The organism is Roseococcus sp. SDR (assembly GCF_019083995.1).
Lineage (GTDB): Bacteria > Pseudomonadota > Alphaproteobacteria > Acetobacterales > Acetobacteraceae > Roseococcus.
In genome coordinates, this window is the sequence record NZ_JAHRCU010000020.1 from 35,994 (window position 1) to 50,170 (window position 14,177).

The 14,177-nt window shown below is 71.7% G+C and carries 17 protein-coding genes; 10 read left to right on the forward strand and 7 right to left on the reverse strand.

The window, feature by feature from the left end:
• Positions 1-49: 49 nt before the first annotated feature.
• Positions 50-412, reverse strand: a complete 363-nt coding sequence (gene rplT, locus KTR66_RS19545; RefSeq protein ID WP_213615553.1) for a 50S ribosomal protein L20 — start codon at positions 410-412, stop codon at positions 50-52.
• 21 nt (positions 413-433) lie between these two features.
• Positions 434-640 carry a 50S ribosomal protein L35 gene (gene rpmI, locus KTR66_RS19550; protein ID WP_213615555.1) on the reverse strand — a complete coding sequence of 69 codons (207 nt, stop codon included), beginning with the start codon at positions 638-640 and terminating at the stop codon, positions 434-436.
• Positions 641-822: 182 nt separating this feature from the next.
• On the opposite strand from rpmI, the gene KTR66_RS19555 reads away from it, so the two are divergent.
• Positions 823-1,164 (forward strand): DUF1937 family protein, encoded by a 342-nt coding sequence (locus KTR66_RS19555; protein ID WP_213615557.1) that lies wholly within the window; start codon positions 823-825, stop codon positions 1,162-1,164.
• Here KTR66_RS19555 and KTR66_RS19560 read toward each other — a convergent pair.
• Complete coding sequence (locus tag KTR66_RS19560) at positions 1,161-1,862, reverse strand: hypothetical protein (protein ID WP_213615559.1); 702 nt, start codon at positions 1,860-1,862, stop codon at positions 1,161-1,163. The two genes, KTR66_RS19555 and KTR66_RS19560, sit on opposite strands and share 4 nt — an antisense overlap.
• Positions 1,863-1,926: 64 nt before the next feature.
• Between KTR66_RS19560 and dapF the strand changes: the two genes are divergently transcribed.
• The 5 genes from dapF (at position 1,927) to KTR66_RS19585 (ending at position 6,400) form a co-directional block, all read left to right on the forward strand.
• The gene (gene dapF, locus KTR66_RS19565) at positions 1,927-2,742 is read left to right on the forward strand and encodes a diaminopimelate epimerase (protein WP_213615561.1); all 816 of its coding nucleotides are present in this window, start codon (positions 1,927-1,929) and stop codon (positions 2,740-2,742) included.
• Complete coding sequence (locus tag KTR66_RS19570) at positions 2,735-3,916, forward strand: MiaB/RimO family radical SAM methylthiotransferase (RefSeq protein ID WP_249732278.1); 1,182 nt, start codon at positions 2,735-2,737, stop codon at positions 3,914-3,916. Before dapF ends, KTR66_RS19570 begins: the two co-directional genes overlap by 8 nt.
• On the forward strand, positions 3,916-5,064 hold the full coding sequence (gene ftsY, locus KTR66_RS19575; RefSeq protein WP_213615564.1) for a signal recognition particle-docking protein FtsY: 1,149 nt from the start codon (positions 3,916-3,918) through the stop codon (positions 5,062-5,064). The genes KTR66_RS19570 and ftsY overlap by 1 nt, the downstream gene beginning before the upstream one ends.
• A gap of 43 nt (positions 5,065-5,107) precedes the next feature.
• Positions 5,108-5,563, forward strand: a complete 456-nt coding sequence (locus tag KTR66_RS19580) for a MaoC family dehydratase (protein WP_213615566.1) — start codon at positions 5,108-5,110, stop codon at positions 5,561-5,563.
• A gap of 75 nt (positions 5,564-5,638) precedes the next feature.
• The gene (locus KTR66_RS19585; RefSeq protein WP_213615568.1) at positions 5,639-6,400 is read left to right on the forward strand and encodes a hypothetical protein; all 762 of its coding nucleotides are present in this window, start codon (positions 5,639-5,641) and stop codon (positions 6,398-6,400) included.
• Between the two features lie 17 nt (positions 6,401-6,417).
• Here the strand turns inward: KTR66_RS19585 and KTR66_RS19590 are convergent, their stop codons facing one another.
• Entirely contained in the window at positions 6,418-6,966 is a 549-nt protein-coding gene (locus KTR66_RS19590; RefSeq protein ID WP_213615570.1) for a hypothetical protein, read from the reverse strand.
• A 73-nt stretch (positions 6,967-7,039) separates the two neighbouring features.
• Positions 7,040-7,975 carry a hypothetical protein gene (locus KTR66_RS19595; protein WP_213615572.1) on the reverse strand — a complete coding sequence of 312 codons (936 nt, stop codon included), beginning with the start codon at positions 7,973-7,975 and terminating at the stop codon, positions 7,040-7,042.
• 129 nt (positions 7,976-8,104) lie between these two features.
• Here KTR66_RS19595 and KTR66_RS19600 point away from each other — a divergent pair, with 129 nt between their 5' ends.
• Positions 8,105-9,070, forward strand: a complete 966-nt coding sequence (locus KTR66_RS19600) for a tripartite tricarboxylate transporter substrate binding protein (protein WP_213615574.1) — start codon at positions 8,105-8,107, stop codon at positions 9,068-9,070.
• On the opposite strand, the gene KTR66_RS19605 is transcribed toward KTR66_RS19600, so the two are convergent.
• The gene (locus KTR66_RS19605) at positions 9,057-10,337 is read right to left on the reverse strand and encodes an alpha/beta fold hydrolase (RefSeq protein ID WP_213615576.1); all 1,281 of its coding nucleotides are present in this window, start codon (positions 10,335-10,337) and stop codon (positions 9,057-9,059) included. The genes KTR66_RS19600 and KTR66_RS19605 overlap by 14 nt on opposite strands.
• A 97-nt stretch (positions 10,338-10,434) precedes the next feature.
• Between KTR66_RS19605 and KTR66_RS19610 the strand changes: the two genes are divergently transcribed.
• Positions 10,435-11,334: a polysaccharide deacetylase family protein gene (locus KTR66_RS19610; RefSeq protein WP_213615578.1), complete on the forward strand. Its 900-nt coding sequence runs from the start codon at positions 10,435-10,437 to the stop codon at positions 11,332-11,334.
• Between the two features lie 55 nt (positions 11,335-11,389).
• A complete protein-coding gene (locus KTR66_RS19615; protein WP_213615580.1) occupies positions 11,390-12,265 on the forward strand; it encodes a polysaccharide deacetylase family protein in 876 nt (291 codons plus the stop codon).
• Here KTR66_RS19615 and KTR66_RS19620 read toward each other — a convergent pair whose 3' ends face one another.
• Positions 12,266-12,892 (reverse strand): protocatechuate 3,4-dioxygenase, encoded by a 627-nt coding sequence (locus tag KTR66_RS19620; RefSeq protein ID WP_213615582.1) that lies wholly within the window; start codon positions 12,890-12,892, stop codon positions 12,266-12,268.
• A 102-nt stretch (positions 12,893-12,994) separates the two neighbouring features.
• On the opposite strand from KTR66_RS19620, the gene KTR66_RS19625 reads away from it, so the two are divergent.
• Positions 12,995-14,158 carry an alpha-hydroxy acid oxidase gene (locus KTR66_RS19625; protein WP_213615584.1) on the forward strand — a complete coding sequence of 388 codons (1,164 nt, stop codon included), beginning with the start codon at positions 12,995-12,997 and terminating at the stop codon, positions 14,156-14,158.
• The last annotated feature ends 19 nt before the right edge of the window (positions 14,159-14,177 follow it).

Consider the following 14,177-nt stretch of genomic DNA (forward strand, 5'->3'; position numbering starts at 1 on the left):
GCGAACGCTCGCGCGCCGCGGCCCCTGAAACCTCGTCGTCCGACCGCGATCAGGCGGTGGGGCGGGCGGCCTTGGCCTTCTCGACGATGGCGGCGAAGGCCGCCGGCTCGTCATAGGCCAGCGCGGCGAGGACCTTGCGGTCCATCTCGATGCCGGCGGCCTTGATGCCCGCGATGAACTGGGAATAGGTCATCCCATGCTCACGCGTGGCGGCGTTGATGCGCTGGATCCACAGGCCGCGGAAATCGCGCTTCTTGTTGCGGCGGTCGCGATAGGCGTACTGGAGCGCCTTCTCGACGCGCTGCAGGGCCGCGCGATAGGTGGTGGAGCTGCGCCCCACATAGCCCTTGGCGAGGTCCAGGACCTTCTTGTGGCGGGCATGGGCGGTGACGCCGCGCTTGACACGAGCCATATCTCTTCTCCTTCGCGCGCTTTACCGGGGAAGCCCGTAGGGCAGCCAGGTCATCACCGTCTTGGCATCCTGCGGTTCGAGAACCTGGGAGCCGCGGTTCTGCCGCTTGGCCTTCTGGCTGCGCGCGGAGAGGCAGTGGCGCTTCTTGCCGGGGCCGGCCATGACCTTGCCGGTGGCCGTGATCTTGAAGCGCTTCTTGGCGCTCGAGGTCGTCTTCATCTTGGACATTCGGGCCCTCCTGTCGGTGGGTTGGGGCTGCCCCAGGCTCTCGCACCATGCGAGGGAGGCAAGCATTCCCGCTCGCCGGGCTGTCCAACGGCCGCGGCAAGGGAGGCGGGTCTTTAGCGGTCGGCGCGGAGGAAGTCCAGGGGCGCTGGACCTGGGGCGGCCCGCATGGCAGCAGCCCTGCCATGTGGATCATGCTGGCCGGACCCTACAGCACGGGCAATGCCGATGCCGAGACGCGCGCGGCGCGGCTGGCCGCGCTGAACGCGGCGGCGCTGGCCGTGCTGCGGCTCGGCCATGTGCCGGTGATCGGGGTGAACATGGCGCTGCCGGTGATCGCGGCGGCCGGGGGCACGCCGGACGCCTACGAGGAGGTGATGATGCCGCTCAGCCTGGCGCTGGCCGAGCGCTGTGATGCCTGCCTGCGGCTGGGCGGCCCCTCGGCGGGCGCGGATGCGGAGGTGGCGCGGTTCCGCGCGGCGGGGAAGCCGGTGTTCTTCGCGCTCGAGGAAGTTCCGGGCGGCTAAGGCGCCCGGGCGGCGTCCATGGGGGCGGCGATGGGCGGCAGGGCCGGGGGCGCGGCGGCCGGCTCGCTCGGGGCCTCCGGCCTGGCGGCCTCGGCTGGCGGGGTCGCGGGTGGCAGCGTCTCGGCCACGGGGGCGGGTGGTGCGGCCGCGGTTCCCGCGGCGGGCTCCGCCGCGCGGGGCGCCGCGGGGCGGCGCTGGCCTGTGCGGGCCGGGGGATCGGCCTGGGGCGCGGTGTAGTCCGGCACCACACGCGCCTGGTTGCCCGCAATCACCAGCACGGCGGTGCCGAGCGCGATGGGCACCTGGTCCCGCTGGGTCACGGAAATCAGTTCGCCATCGCTGTTCTTGCGGATGATGTATTCCACCGCGTCGGTGTTGGCCGTGGCGCGCTCGGCCGTGGTGCCGACCAGGCTGCCCAGCAGCGCGCCGCCCACCGCGCCCAGGGCGGTGCTGACGGAATTGCCGGCCGCCGCCGCGCCGCCGATGGCGCCGCCCGCGGCCGCGCCGGCGGTGGCGCCGGTTTCACCGCCTGCCGCGATGGCGACGCGGCGCGAGCCGACGATGACGCCCTGCTGCACGGGGTTCGCCTGCTGCACGGCGCGCGCGGCATATTCATTGGCCGAGTAGCTGCTGCCGCAGGCGGTGAGCGCGCCAAGCGCCAGCAGGGCGGCGAGGCGGGGGAGGGGGGAGGAGGTCATGCGGCAGGGACATAGGCCCCCGCACCCCTTCGCGCCAAGTCTCGGCATGGCCTATATGCGGGGGATGCAAGTCCCCTTCCTCAAGATGCATGGCCTGGGCAATGACTTCGTCATCCTCGACGGGCGCGGAGAGTCGCGCGCCCTGCCGGCCGACACCATCCGCTGGGTGGGGGACCGGCATCGCGGCGTGGGCTTCGACCAGCTGATCACGTTGGAGCCCGCGGCCGACGCGGATGTCTTTTTCCGCTTCCACAATTCGGACGGAACCGAGGCCGGCGCCTGCGGCAATGGCACGCGCTGCGCGGCCTCGCTCATCCTCGGCGAGACGGGTCGCTCCAGCATCTCGATCCGCACCATCGCGGGGCTGCTGGGGGCCGAGCGCCTGGCCGATGGCACGGTGCGCGTGGATATGGGCCCGCCGCGCCTGGGCTGGGCCGATGTGCCGCTGGCGCGCGAGATGGACACGCTGCATGTGCCCATGGAAGCCGATGGCGTGAGCGATGCGGCCTGCTGCTCCATGGGCAACCCGCATGCGAATTTCTTCGTGGAAGACCTCGATGCCCTGGACGTGTTCCGCATCGGGCCGGAGCTGGAGCATCACCCGCTGCTGCCCGAGCGCGCCAATATCGGCTTCGTGCAGGTGCTGGCGCGGGACCATATCCGCCTCGTCGTCTGGGAGCGGGGCGCGGGCTATACGCTGGCTTGCGGGTCGGGCGCCTGTGCGGCGCTGGTGAATGCGCGGCGGCGGGGCCTGGTCGAGGCGCGCTGCACCGTCTCGCTGCCCGGTGGCGATCTGGTGATCGAGCAGCGCGCGGATGGCCATGTGCTGATGAGCGGGCCGGTCGCGACCGCGTTCAAGGGTGAGCTCACTCTTGGCTGAGACAATCACCTTTGGCTGCCGGCTGAACCTGGCCGAGAGCGAGACCATGCGTGGCCTGGCGGCGCGGGCGGGCTATGCCGATGCGCTGATCGTCAACACCTGCGCCGTCACGGGCGAGGCGGAATCCCAGGCGCGGCAGGCGATCCGCCGTGCCGCGCGGGAGAACCCGGGCCGGCCCATCCTGGTGACGGGCTGCGCCGCGCAGATCGCGCCCGAGCGCTGGGCCGATCTGCCCGGTGTCACGCGCGTCATCGGCAATGGCGCGAAGCTCGACCCCGCCGCCTGGGCCGCACCGGTGGCCGCGATCGAGCGCGCGGCGCCGATGGGCATCGCGGCGGGCGGCGGCACGCGCGGCTTCCTGGCCGTGCAGCAGGGGTGTGATCATGCCTGCACCTTCTGCATCATCCCGCAGGGGCGGGGGCCGGCGCGGGCGCTCTCCATCGCGGAGGCCGTCGCGGCGGCGCGAGACCTCGCCACGCGCCATGCGGAGATCGTGCTGACCGGCGTGGACCTGGCGAGCCACCCCGCATTGCCCGCGCTGATCCGCGCCATCCTGCGCGAAGTGCCGGAATTGCCGCGGCTGCGGCTTTCCTCGCTCGACCCGGCCGCGCTGGGCGAGGATTTCTGGCGCGTCTTCGCCGAGGAGGCGCGGTTGATGCCGCATCTGCATCTCTCGGCGCAGCATGGGCATGACCTGATCCTGAAGCGCATGAAGCGGCGGCACAGCCGCGCCGACCTGCTGCGACTTTCCGCCCGCGCCCGCGCTCTGCGTCCGGATGCGGCGCTGGGGGCGGACCTCATCGCCGGCTTCCCGACCGAGACGGAGGAGCATCTGGCCGCGATGCTGGAACTGGTGGCGGAGGCGCAGCTCGCCTTCCTGCATGTCTTTCCCTATTCGGCCCGCGCCGGCACGCCCGCCGCGCGCATGCCGCAAATCCCGATGGATGTGCGGCGTGAGCGCGCGGCGCGGCTGCGTGCGGCGGGCGAAGCCGAGCGCGCGCGCTTCCTCGCCGGCCGCGTGGGCCAGGTGGAGCACAGCCTGATGGAGGCCGATGGCATGGGCCATACGGAGCATTTCGCGCCGATCCGCGTGGTGGGTGCGGCGCGCGGCAGTCTGATCCGCGCGCGCGTCACGGGCCAGGATGGCCGCATGCTGCTGGCGGAGGCCGCCTGATGGCGCTGCGTGACCTTTGGGGCAAGCTGACGGGCAAGGCGCCCACGGAACAACCGGCCGCGCCAGCCGCTGCGCCGGTGGAGGCGCCGCCCGCGCCCGAGACGCCGCCCCCGGCGCCTGAGCCCGTCGTTGAGCCGACGCCCGTCGAAGCCCCGCCGACGGAAATCCCGCCCCCTGTCGAGGCGCGCGCGCCGGAGCCTGAACCCGCGCCGGAGCCCGCGCCCACGCTCGGCTTCTTCGGGCGGCTCAAGGCGGGCCTTGCGCGCTCCACCGCCAAGCTCACCGATGCGATCGGCAGTGTCTTCACCAAGCGCAAGCTGGACGACGCCGCGCTGGAGGAGCTGGAGGAGACGCTGATCGCCGCCGATCTGGGCGTGAGCGCTTCGGGCCGCATCGTCGAGAGCTTCCGCCGCACGCGCTTCGGCCGCGAGGTGACGCCGGAGGAGGTGAAGGCGGCATTGGCGGAAGAGATCGCCGCCATCCTGACCCCCGTCGCGCAGCCGCTCGTCGTCACGCGCGGACATGCGCCGCATGTCGTGCTGGTGGTGGGCGTGAACGGCACCGGCAAGACGACGACCATCGCGAAGCTTGCCGAGCAGTATCGCGCCGAAGGGCTGAAGGTCTGGATGGTGGCGGGCGACACCTTCCGCGCCGCCGCCGTGGAGCAATTGCAGATCTGGGGCGAGCGCACCGGCGCGCATGTCGTGGCCCCGGCCAAGCCCGGCGCGGATGCCGCGGGCCTTGCCTTCGACGCGCTGCGCGATGCGCGCGCGGCGGGTGCGGATGTGCTGCTGGTGGACACCGCCGGGCGCCTGCACAACAAGTCTGCGCTGATGGAGGAGCTGCGCAAGGTGGTGCGCGTGCTCAAGCGCGACGACGCGACCATCCCGCATGACACGCTGCTCGTGCTCGATGCCACCACCGGCCAGAACGCGGTGAGCCAGGTGCGCGTCTTCAAGGAGATGGTGGATGTGACGGGCCTCGTCGTCACCAAGCTCGACGGCTCGGCCAAGGGTGGCGTGGTGGTGGCGCTGGCGCAGGAATTCGCGCTGCCGGTGCATGCGGTGGGCGTGGGCGAGAAGGCGGCCGATCTGCGCCCCTTCGAGGCGCGGGATTTCGCGCGCTCCCTGGTGGGGCTGGACGAGTAGCCGGCACCTGCCCAAGCTTGCCGCCCGAAACAGGGAGGCAAGCATGCTCGAAATCGAAACCCCCGCCGACATGGCGCAATGGGTCGGCAAGAAGCTCGGCACCAGCGAGTGGTACACGGTGGACCAGCGCACCATCGACCTCTTCGCCGAGGCGACGGGCGACCACCAGTGGATCCATATCGACACCGAGCGCGCGGCGCGCGAATTGCCGGGCGGCAAGACCATCGCGCACGGGTTTCTCACGCTCTCGCTGCTGCCGCGGCTCTCGCCGCTGGTCTATCGCATCAAGAAGCGCTCGCGCGCGCTGAACTACGGCAGCAACAAGGTGCGCTTCACGGCGATGGTGCCGTCAGGCTCCCGTGTGCGGCTGCATCTGACGCTCAAGGCCTGCGAGCCGATCCCGGGCGGCGTGCGGCTGACGATGGAGAATGAGATGGAGGTGGAGGGGAACACCCGCCCCTGCCTCGTGGCCGAGACGCTGAGCCAGGTCTACGACTGAGCCCGCGGGTGCGGCGCTTGACCTGAGGCGAGGGAAACATATGAAAAGCGGGATCAGCTGAACCGGGGTCCCAGAATGACGCTTCTGTCGCGCCGCCATGCACTGCTTGGCGCCCTCCTCGCCGGCGCCGGCTGCGCGCCCAGCTTCCGGGCGCAGATCCCGGGTGTCCGCAGCGCGGAGCGCCTGCTGGGCGAGGGCCCCGTGGTGCTGGGCCCTGAGGAGGGACTGGTCGCCGGCGTGGCGATCGCGGCCTTCAGCCTGGAGGTCGCCGCCGGCCTGAACCTCTCGCTCGGCCGCATCCTCCAGACGCGCTTCATCCTGGCCGATGCCGCCGAGCAGCAGGTTTCGATCCCCATCCGGCCCCCGCTCGAGGACACGGAGGAGGTCGAAGAGGCCGGCGTGGTGTTCTGGATCACGCCCTTCGCGATGAGGCTGCCCGCCGGCCGGCACCGGCTGATCGGCCATGCGCGGCAGGTCGCGCAGCCGACGCCGACCGGCTGGATGTTCTTTCAGGCCGAGGCGCCGCTCACGATCGATGTCAGGGCCGGGGAGGCCGCCAATATCGGCGGCATCGGGCAACTCGCCCAGAATATGGTCTTCGTCGACCGCGCGGCGCGCGATGCGGCCTGCGCCCCGGCCTTGCGCAACGACAGGACCGTCTATGGCCCCCTCTGCGAGCGCTGGGAGGTGCCCTTCCTGCGCCACGACATGGCGCGCGACCGCGCCCGGATCCTGGCGCGCTTCCCGGCGCTCGCCGCGCTCAGCCTGGTGGACCGGCCGCTGGCGCCCACCCCCCAATGGCCGCTCTGGCCGGATGTGCTGCTGCGCCGGGCCTGAGTGGGGGGCGCGCCGCGCTATTCGGGGTTGTTGCCCGCCTGCGGCGCCCGGCTGCGCAGCGTATCCAACACCTCCGTTCCGTCCGGGGTAACCCGGAAGAGCCCGGTCCTGGACGGTTCACCGAGCGGGACGTGGCGCGGGACGTTGGTCTCGACCTCGAAGGCGCCGGTGCGGTTGCCGAAGATGTTGGTGGTGACGCCGAACTGCCGGAGCGCGACGATCTCCCGATAGGGGATGCGGAAAGAGACGACGTAGCCACGCGTCTCGCCGGTCCAGGTGGCGCCGATCAGCGACCGCTCGGTCACGGCGACCACCCCCATCACCGGATCATTGCGGGCGCCGAGCAGCAGCGCCTGGCCGAGCGTGGGCTGGAGCCGCAGGTTCCACCAACTGGCTGCCGTGGAGAATTCCAGCGCCCCGTCCTCCGGCGTCAGCAGCGGCTGCAGGCGGGACATGCCATCCCGCGTCGCGGCGGGCCCGAAATAGGCCGAGCAGCCGGTCAGCAGCAGGGCCGCGAGGGGGAGGGTGGCGCGCAGGGCGGCGCGCCGGGTCGGGACAGTGATCATGAACACAAATTAACATGAACTGCGCGCCGTTCAACCTGCGGCGCGCGGCGTCCCTGCCCCCTGTGCAGGGCGTCTAGCGAAAGCCCTGCGTGAAGCTCGTCGTGCCCGTCGGGAAGCCCGAGGCCGGTGCCGAGGGGAAGCTGGGCGTGCGGGCCGGGCCGGCGATGGGCGGCAGCGAGCTCGGCGCGCCGGGCAGCGGGTTCGGGCTCGGCACGACGAGCCCATAGCCGGGCAGGGGCTGGTTCGCGGTGATGACGGGCAGCGGCGGGGCCGGGCTGGGGCTGGCCGCCTGGATGGGGGGCAGGCTGCCCGGCAGTTCCTGGCGGGTGATGACCGGCAGCGGCGGGGCTGGTTGCGCGGCCTGGGGCGCCTCGATGGCGGGCGCGGCGGCGGCGGGCGCGGCCTGCGGCGCCACCGCCGTGTTCTCCAGGCGCGGCAGCAGCACCAGCTCCGAATTGTCAGGCGGCGGCAGGCGGCGGGGCGGGGATGCGGCCGCCACGAGGCTCTGCCCGGGCGGCGGCGCGAAGAGCGGCCGCGTCGTCATCGGCGTCACGGCCGGGAGGATATTGGCATCGGCCGGCTGCCAGGAGGCGGGGGCGGGCGCCTCCCGCTCCATCGGCGGCAGGTTGGCGGCGAAGCCGAGCGCCGGGCCGGTGCTGGTGGTCTCGGGCGCCGGGGCGGCGCGGCGGCCGCGCGTGGCGCGGGTGGGGGCGGGCGGCGGCGCGGCGGCCACCACGGGCGGCGGGGGCAGGTTGTTCGGCGCGATGCAGCGGAAATCCAGGCGGTAATCGCTGGAGCCCACCTGGCTGTTGGTCATCACGAAGAGGCGCCCATGCTCGCCGCAGAAGCTCTGCGCCTGGGCCAGGCCGTCATGCACCGCGGCCACGCCGCTGACATTGGCGCGGGCGAGCACGAAGGCGTCACCGCCCGTGGGCTCGATGCCCGTGGTCTGGCCTGCGCAGGCGGCCAGCAGGGCGGCGGGCAGGCTCAGGAAAAGGGGCCGTCTCATCGCATACGTCTCATGCCGTTCCACACCGTCTTAGCCCGGCCGTGGCGCCGCCGCCAATTCGGCCGCGCGGGGACCGATTCCCGTGGGCGCCGCGCATGCTATAGCGGGCGCAACTGGAGGACCAAGACCATGCGCCGTCGCAGCCTGTTCGCCGCCCCGCTTCTCGCCGCCCCCGCTCTCGTCCATGCGCAGGAGGCCTGGCCCACGCGGCCCGTGACGATGCTCGTCCCCTGGGCGCCGGGTGGCTCGAATGACGTGGTGGCGCGGCTCTTCTCGCCGCAATTCGAGGGACGCATGGGCCAGCCCTTCCTGGTGGACAACCGGCCGGGCGGTGGCGGCTCCGTCGGCATGGGGGCGGCGATGCGCGCGCGGCCGGATGGGCAGCTGCTCTTCGTCTCCTCCGCCTCCAACCATGTGTTCCATCCGCTCATCTCGGGCGAGCTGAACTACGATGTGCGCGAGGCCTTCCACGGCATGGCGATGTGGGTGGACGTGCCCAATGTCATCGCGGTCCATCCCTCGCTGCCGGTGCGCACCGTGCCGGAACTGATCGCGCATATCCGGGGCATGCGGGGCGGCATGAGCTTCGGCTCCTCGGGCGTCGGCTCCTCCAACCACCTGGCGGGTGAGCTGTTCCGCATGCGCACGGGGCTCGACATGACGCATGTGCCCTATCGCGGCGGCGGGCCGGTGCTGAGCGACCTGATCGCGGGCACCATCCAGCTCGGCTTCATGAACCTGCCGACCGTGATCCCGCCGGCCGAGGCCGGGCGCATCCGCATCATCGCCGTCTGCACGGCCGAGCGCGTGGCGCTGCGCCCCGACCTGCCGACGGTGAGCGAGGGCGGCGTGCCGGACTACGCCGTGCGCTCCTGGACCGGGCTTTTCGCGCCGCGCGGGACGGCCCCGCACATCATCCAGCGCATGTCCGCCACCTCTAAGGAGGTGCTGGAGACGCCGGCCATGCAGGCCCGCCTGCGCGACCTGGGCAGCGAGGCGATTTGGATGGATGCGCCGACGACGGACCGCTTCGTGCGCGAGGAATATGCGCGCTGGGCGCCGATCATCCGCGCTGCGGGCATCAAGATCGAGTGAGGTCGTTCCCCCCCAACGCCGCGAGCAGGTGGTCCGTGAAGAGGGCCGGGTTCTCGGCGAAGGGGAAATGGCCGATGCCGGGCATCATGGCGAAGCTGGCACCCTTGATCTTCGCCGCCGTCTCGGCCGAATGCTCGGCCGTGCAGGAATAATCATATTCGCCGGTGAGCATGGTGAGCGGGCAGCGCGTCGTGTCGATGCGGTGCACGCGGTCCCGCGCATCCCAGTCGCCCGAGTAGAAATGGATGTCGCCGGGGAAGGTGCCGCAGCCGCCCTGGCTGTAGTGCCACCAGATCTCGGCGGCGCATTCGGCCGGCGATTGCGGCGCCATGAGGCCCTCGATCCATTCGGGCGTGAAGATCGCGGCGTTCACACGCGGATGGTCCGGGAAGGGCGTGCGACGGCCCTCGATATGCTCCGAGGATTCGCAGGCGATGATGTGGGCGAAGCGCTCCGGCGCGCGCAACGCGATCTCGAGGCAGATCTCGCCGGACATGGAGGCACCGAGCAGCACGGGGTTCTCGGTGAAGCCCCAGGCCTCGCGGAAGCCGAGGATGAGCTCGGCATAGAGATCGGTGGTGAGGCGCCAGGCGCCGGGCTCCACGATGGCGGGCGAGCGGCCATGGCCCGGCAGGTCGAAGGTGGTGAGCGCATAGCCGGCTTCGGCGAGGCGCGGCTCGCTCATCAGGCGGTGGAACTGGCGGCTGTCGGAGCCCGCGGTGTGCATGCCGAGGATGGGGCGGCCCGTGCCGCTGCTCTCGCCATAGAGCACGTAGTCGCGGCCCTGGGCGCGCACCGTGACGTAGCGGCCCTGGGCCGGCGGGCAGGGCGTGGGCGTGCCGAGCCGCGGGCGGAGCGAGGCGGGGGCGGGGCCGGCCTCGCCGCGCGCGAGCCAGCGGCCGATGTCGAGCACGCGGCGGATGAGGTGCACATGCTGCGCCCAGGCGAGCTGGTCGCCCTCGGCCGTGAAATCCGCCACGCGCATGCGCATCGCCAGCAGGTTCTGGTGGTGGCGCGCCGGGATGGGCTGCAGGAAGCGGCCCCAGCTCGCGGCGCTGGCGGCGAAAATGGTGGGCGCCTCTGCGCCTTCGGAGAGCGTCACCTGGCCGTCGCGGACATCGAGCGTGATGGCGCGGCCGGGCTGGACCACGGCGAAGCGGCCCTCGGCGCCGGGCAGGCGGTGGCGCAGCGTGCCGTCCATGTCGCAGGCCGCCTGCCAGGCCGCGAGCGCGCCCTCGGCGCCGAGCCAATTCCAACCGCGATCCATGCTGTCCTCCCTGTTCTTGCCGGCATGTTCGGCGGCGATGCGCGCGGCGGCAACACCCCGCTTGAAAGGGGGGGCGCGGCGCGCGAGCATCCGGGCCATGAAGCTTCCCGCACACAACCGCTACGCCCATAGCGCGATCCCGAACCGCCCGGTCTATGACTGGCCGGGAGGCAAGCGCTTGGCACTCCTCGTCGTGAACAATATCGAGCATTTCGCCTTCCGCGCCGGCCTGGGTTCGGACAGCACGAGCCTCAGCCCGGTGCAGAACCAGCGCAGCTATGCCTGGCGCGACTATGGCAACCGCGTGGGGCTGTGGAACATGCTCGACACGCTGGATGAGCTGGGGATTCCGGCCGCGCACAACATCAATTCCGCCGCACTCGAAGCCTGCCCCGAGATCGGCCCCGCGCTGCGGGCGCGCGGCGATGAGTTCGTGGGCCACGGCCGCAGCAATTCGGAGCGGCAGGACATCCTCTGGGAGGAGGATGAGCGCCGGCTGATCGAGGAGAGCCGCGACGTGCTGGCCCGCCATGCCGGCGTGGCGCCGAAGGGCTGGCTCGGCCCCTATATCGCGCAGAGTGCGGTGACGCCCGATCTGCTGCAGGAGGCGGGCTTCACCTATGTCATGGACTGGCCGGCGGATGACCAGCCCTTCTGGATGAAGACGCGCGGTGGGCGGATTCTCTCCGTGCCCTATTCGGTGGAGCTGAATGACAGCCCGGCGCTGATCGCCCGCCAGCACAGCGCGCGCGAATTCGCCGAGATGATCACCGACCAGTTCGATGAGATGCTGCGCCTCTCCGAAAAGCGGCCGCTGGTGTGCAGCATCGTGCTGCATCCCTTCATCCTGGGGCAGCCGCATCGCCTCAGGCCGCTGCGCCAGGCGCTCCGGCATGTGATGGCGCATCAGGACCAGCTCTGGGTCACGCGGCCGGGTGAGCTGGCGGAATATGTGGCGGGGCTGCCGGCAGGGGTTGTTCCTGGGAGCGACGCATGAGCTGCGCCGCCGATTCACGCCTCCGGGCATCCGCCCTCCGGCGATCGGAGGCGTGATGCGCGATTTCGAAGGCTATGGCCGCAACCCGCCCGACCCGCGCTGGCCGAATGGCGCGAAGCTCGCGCTCAACTTCGTCATCAACCACGAGGAGGGCGGCGAGGAGAGCTTCCCGGATGGCGATCCGCGCAGCGAGAATGCGCTGACCGAGGGCAGCACGGCGCCGGTGAAGGGCCGCGACCTGGCCGCCGAGAGCATGTTCCAATATGGCAGCCGCGTGGGCTTCTGGCGGCTGCATCGCCTTTTCACCGAGCGCGGCCTGCCCTGCACCGTCTTCGCCGTGGCGCGCGCGCTGGAGCGCACCCCGCAGGCCGCCGCCGCCATGCGCGAGGCGGGTTGGGACGTGGATGGCCACGGTCTGCGCTGGGAGATGCATATCGGCATGGAGGAGGCGGAGGAGCGCGCGCGCATCGCCGAGGCCACCGCCATCATCACGCGGATGATCGGCACGCCGCCTCTCGGTTGGTACACGCGTTACGCGCCCAGCCTGCACACGCGCCGCCTGCTGGCCGAGGCGGGCTACCTCTATGACAGCGACGCCTATGATGACGAGCTGCCCTATTGGCGCGACCTGCGCGGCACGCCGCGCCTCGTTGTCCCGTATAACCTCGCCCATAACGACGTGCGCTTTCAGCGCACGGCGCTGACGACGGGTGAGGAGTTCTTCCAGTACATCAAGGGCGCGGTGGAAGTGCTGCTGTCAGAGCCGACGGGGCGCATGCTGAGCGTGGGGCTGCACAACCGCATCATCGCGCATCCGGGGCGGGCGGCCGGCCTCGCGAAGCTGCTGGACTGGGTGGCCACGCAGCCGCAGGTCTGGGTGTGCCGGCGGGGCGAGATCGCGCGGCACTGGATCGCCAACCACGCGCCCTGATCAGCCCAGGATGATGTCGCGCTCCGCCAGCAGCGCGCCGGGTTCGATCCGCTCGGCCGGCTGGGGGCGGAGCAGCACCATCTCCCGCGCCGCGGGCGGCAGGCGGTTGAACAGCCCGTCCCGCGCATTGCCGGGCTCGCCCTCGACATAGAGCTGCGTGACCAGCTCCGCCCGGCCGGGTGCCGCGACCAGCACATGGATATGCGGCGTGCGGCCCGGATAGGGGGCGGGGCGGATGGTGCGGAAGGCGAAGCGGCCATCGGCGCCGGCGACCAGCCGCCCGCGGCCCTGGAAGCCCGCATCGCGCATCGCCTCGCGGTCGCGCGGGTGGCGGTAGATGCCGAGCGCGTCGCATTGCCAGATCTCGATGCGCGCGCCGGAAAGCGGCGTGCCGTCCAGCGCCAGCAGGCGGCCCTGCAGATGCATCACGGTGCCTTGCGCCTGCGCGGCCTCGCCCGTCACGCGCACCAGATCGGCATCGGCGTCCCCGGTCCAGTCCGTCGGGTAGAAGGGGCCGGTGGTCTGGCGCGGCGTGGCGCCGGGGGCCTGGGCCGCGGCGCAGGCGGGCAGGGCGAGCAGGGGAAGCGCCAGGTGGCGCCGGCCGATGAGGGGTGTCGCGGTTCGCATGTGCCTTGCTCGCCCGGTTGGCGGCGCGAAGTCCAATCTCGAATTGCAACCGCGCGCGGCCTGATTTGGCGCGTGGCGCGCATGCCGTTACAAAAACGGCCCATGAGCTCCCGCATCGCCCAACGCGCCCTGTGCCTCGATGATTTCGAGGTGATGTCCCGCCGCCATCTGCCGCGCCCCATCTTCGGCTATGTGGCCGGCGCCACCGAGCGCAACGCGGCGCTGGCCGACAGCGCGCGGGCCTTCACCGAATACGGCTTCGTGCCGCGCGTGCTGCGGGATGTGTCGAAGCGCAGCACCAAGGCCACGATCTTCAACCGCGAATGGGCCGCGCCCTTCGGCATCGCGCCCATGGGGCTTTCGGCACTCGCCGCCTATCGCGGCGACATCGTGCTGACCGAGGCCGCGAAGGCGGCCAATGTGCCGATGATCCTCTCCGGCTCCTCGCTGATCCGGATGGAGGAGGTGATCGCGGCCAATCCGGACACCTGGTTCCAGGCCTATCTGCCGGGCGATGCGACGCGCGTGGAGGCGCTGGTGGACCGCGTGGCGGCGGCGGGCTTCGGCACGCTGCTGCTGACGGTGGACACGGCCGTGCTGCCCAACCGCGAGAACAATGTGCGCAACGGCTTCTCCACGCCGCTGCGGCCTTCGCTGCGGTTGGCGCTGGACGGCATCACGCACCCGATGTGGTCGCTGAACACCTTCCTCAAGACGTGGCGCCTGCATGGCATGCCGCATTTCGAGAACAGCTTCGCCGAGCGCGGCGCGCCCATCCTGGCCAGCAATGTGCTGCGCGACTTCACCGCGCGGGACCACCTGAACTGGGAGCATTTGGCGCTGATCCGCCGGCGCTGGCCGGGCTGGCTGATCGTGAAGGGCGTGATGCATCCCGAGGATGCGGCGCGCGCCGCGGCCGAGGGTGCCGATGGCGTCATCGTCAGCAATCATGGCGGGCGGCAGCTGGATGGCACCTCCGCGCCGCTGCGCGTGCTGCCGGAGATCAGGGCGGCGGCGCCGAACATCACCGTGATGCTGGATGGCGGCATCCGGCGCGGGACGGATGTGATGAAGGCGCTGGCGCTGGGGGCGGATTTCGTCTTCGTCGGCCGGCCCATGCTGCATGCGGCGGCTGTCGCGGGGCGCGAGGGCGTGGACCGCGCGATTTCGCTGCTGCTGGGCGAGCTGGAGCGCAACATGGCGCTGCTCGGCGTGAACAGCCTCGCCGAGTTGACGCCGGAGTGCCTGATCCGCGTGGGCGGCTGAGGAAGGCGACACGGGCCTC

What these genes read in the sequence shown, in the direction of transcription:
- rplT (WP_213615553.1), bottom strand. Translation starts at nt 412, where the DNA reads ATGGCTCGTGTCAAGCGCGGCGTCACCGCCCATGCCCGCCACAAGAAG.
- rpmI (WP_213615555.1), bottom strand. Translation starts at nt 640, where the DNA reads ATGTCCAAGATGAAGACGACCTCGAGCGCCAAGAAGCGCTTCAAGATC.
- KTR66_RS19555 (WP_213615557.1), top strand. Translation starts at nt 823, where the DNA reads ATGTGGATCATGCTGGCCGGACCCTACAGCACGGGCAATGCCGATGCC.
- KTR66_RS19560 (WP_213615559.1), bottom strand. Translation starts at nt 1,862, where the DNA reads ATGACCTCCTCCCCCCTCCCCCGCCTCGCCGCCCTGCTGGCGCTTGGC.
- dapF (WP_213615561.1), top strand. Translation starts at nt 1,927, where the DNA reads ATGCAAGTCCCCTTCCTCAAGATGCATGGCCTGGGCAATGACTTCGTC.
- ftsY (WP_213615564.1), top strand. Translation starts at nt 3,916, where the DNA reads ATGGCGCTGCGTGACCTTTGGGGCAAGCTGACGGGCAAGGCGCCCACG.
- KTR66_RS19580 (WP_213615566.1), top strand. Translation starts at nt 5,108, where the DNA reads ATGCTCGAAATCGAAACCCCCGCCGACATGGCGCAATGGGTCGGCAAG.
- KTR66_RS19585 (WP_213615568.1), top strand. Translation starts at nt 5,639, where the DNA reads ATGACGCTTCTGTCGCGCCGCCATGCACTGCTTGGCGCCCTCCTCGCC.
- KTR66_RS19590 (WP_213615570.1), bottom strand. Translation starts at nt 6,966, where the DNA reads ATGATCACTGTCCCGACCCGGCGCGCCGCCCTGCGCGCCACCCTCCCC.
- KTR66_RS19595 (WP_213615572.1), bottom strand. Translation starts at nt 7,975, where the DNA reads ATGAGACGGCCCCTTTTCCTGAGCCTGCCCGCCGCCCTGCTGGCCGCC.
- KTR66_RS19600 (WP_213615574.1), top strand. Translation starts at nt 8,105, where the DNA reads ATGCGCCGTCGCAGCCTGTTCGCCGCCCCGCTTCTCGCCGCCCCCGCT.
- KTR66_RS19605 (WP_213615576.1), bottom strand. Translation starts at nt 10,337, where the DNA reads ATGGATCGCGGTTGGAATTGGCTCGGCGCCGAGGGCGCGCTCGCGGCC.
- KTR66_RS19610 (WP_213615578.1), top strand. Translation starts at nt 10,435, where the DNA reads ATGAAGCTTCCCGCACACAACCGCTACGCCCATAGCGCGATCCCGAAC.
- KTR66_RS19615 (WP_213615580.1), top strand. Translation starts at nt 11,390, where the DNA reads ATGCGCGATTTCGAAGGCTATGGCCGCAACCCGCCCGACCCGCGCTGG.
- KTR66_RS19620 (WP_213615582.1), bottom strand. Translation starts at nt 12,892, where the DNA reads ATGCGAACCGCGACACCCCTCATCGGCCGGCGCCACCTGGCGCTTCCC.
- KTR66_RS19625 (WP_213615584.1), top strand. Translation starts at nt 12,995, where the DNA reads ATGAGCTCCCGCATCGCCCAACGCGCCCTGTGCCTCGATGATTTCGAG.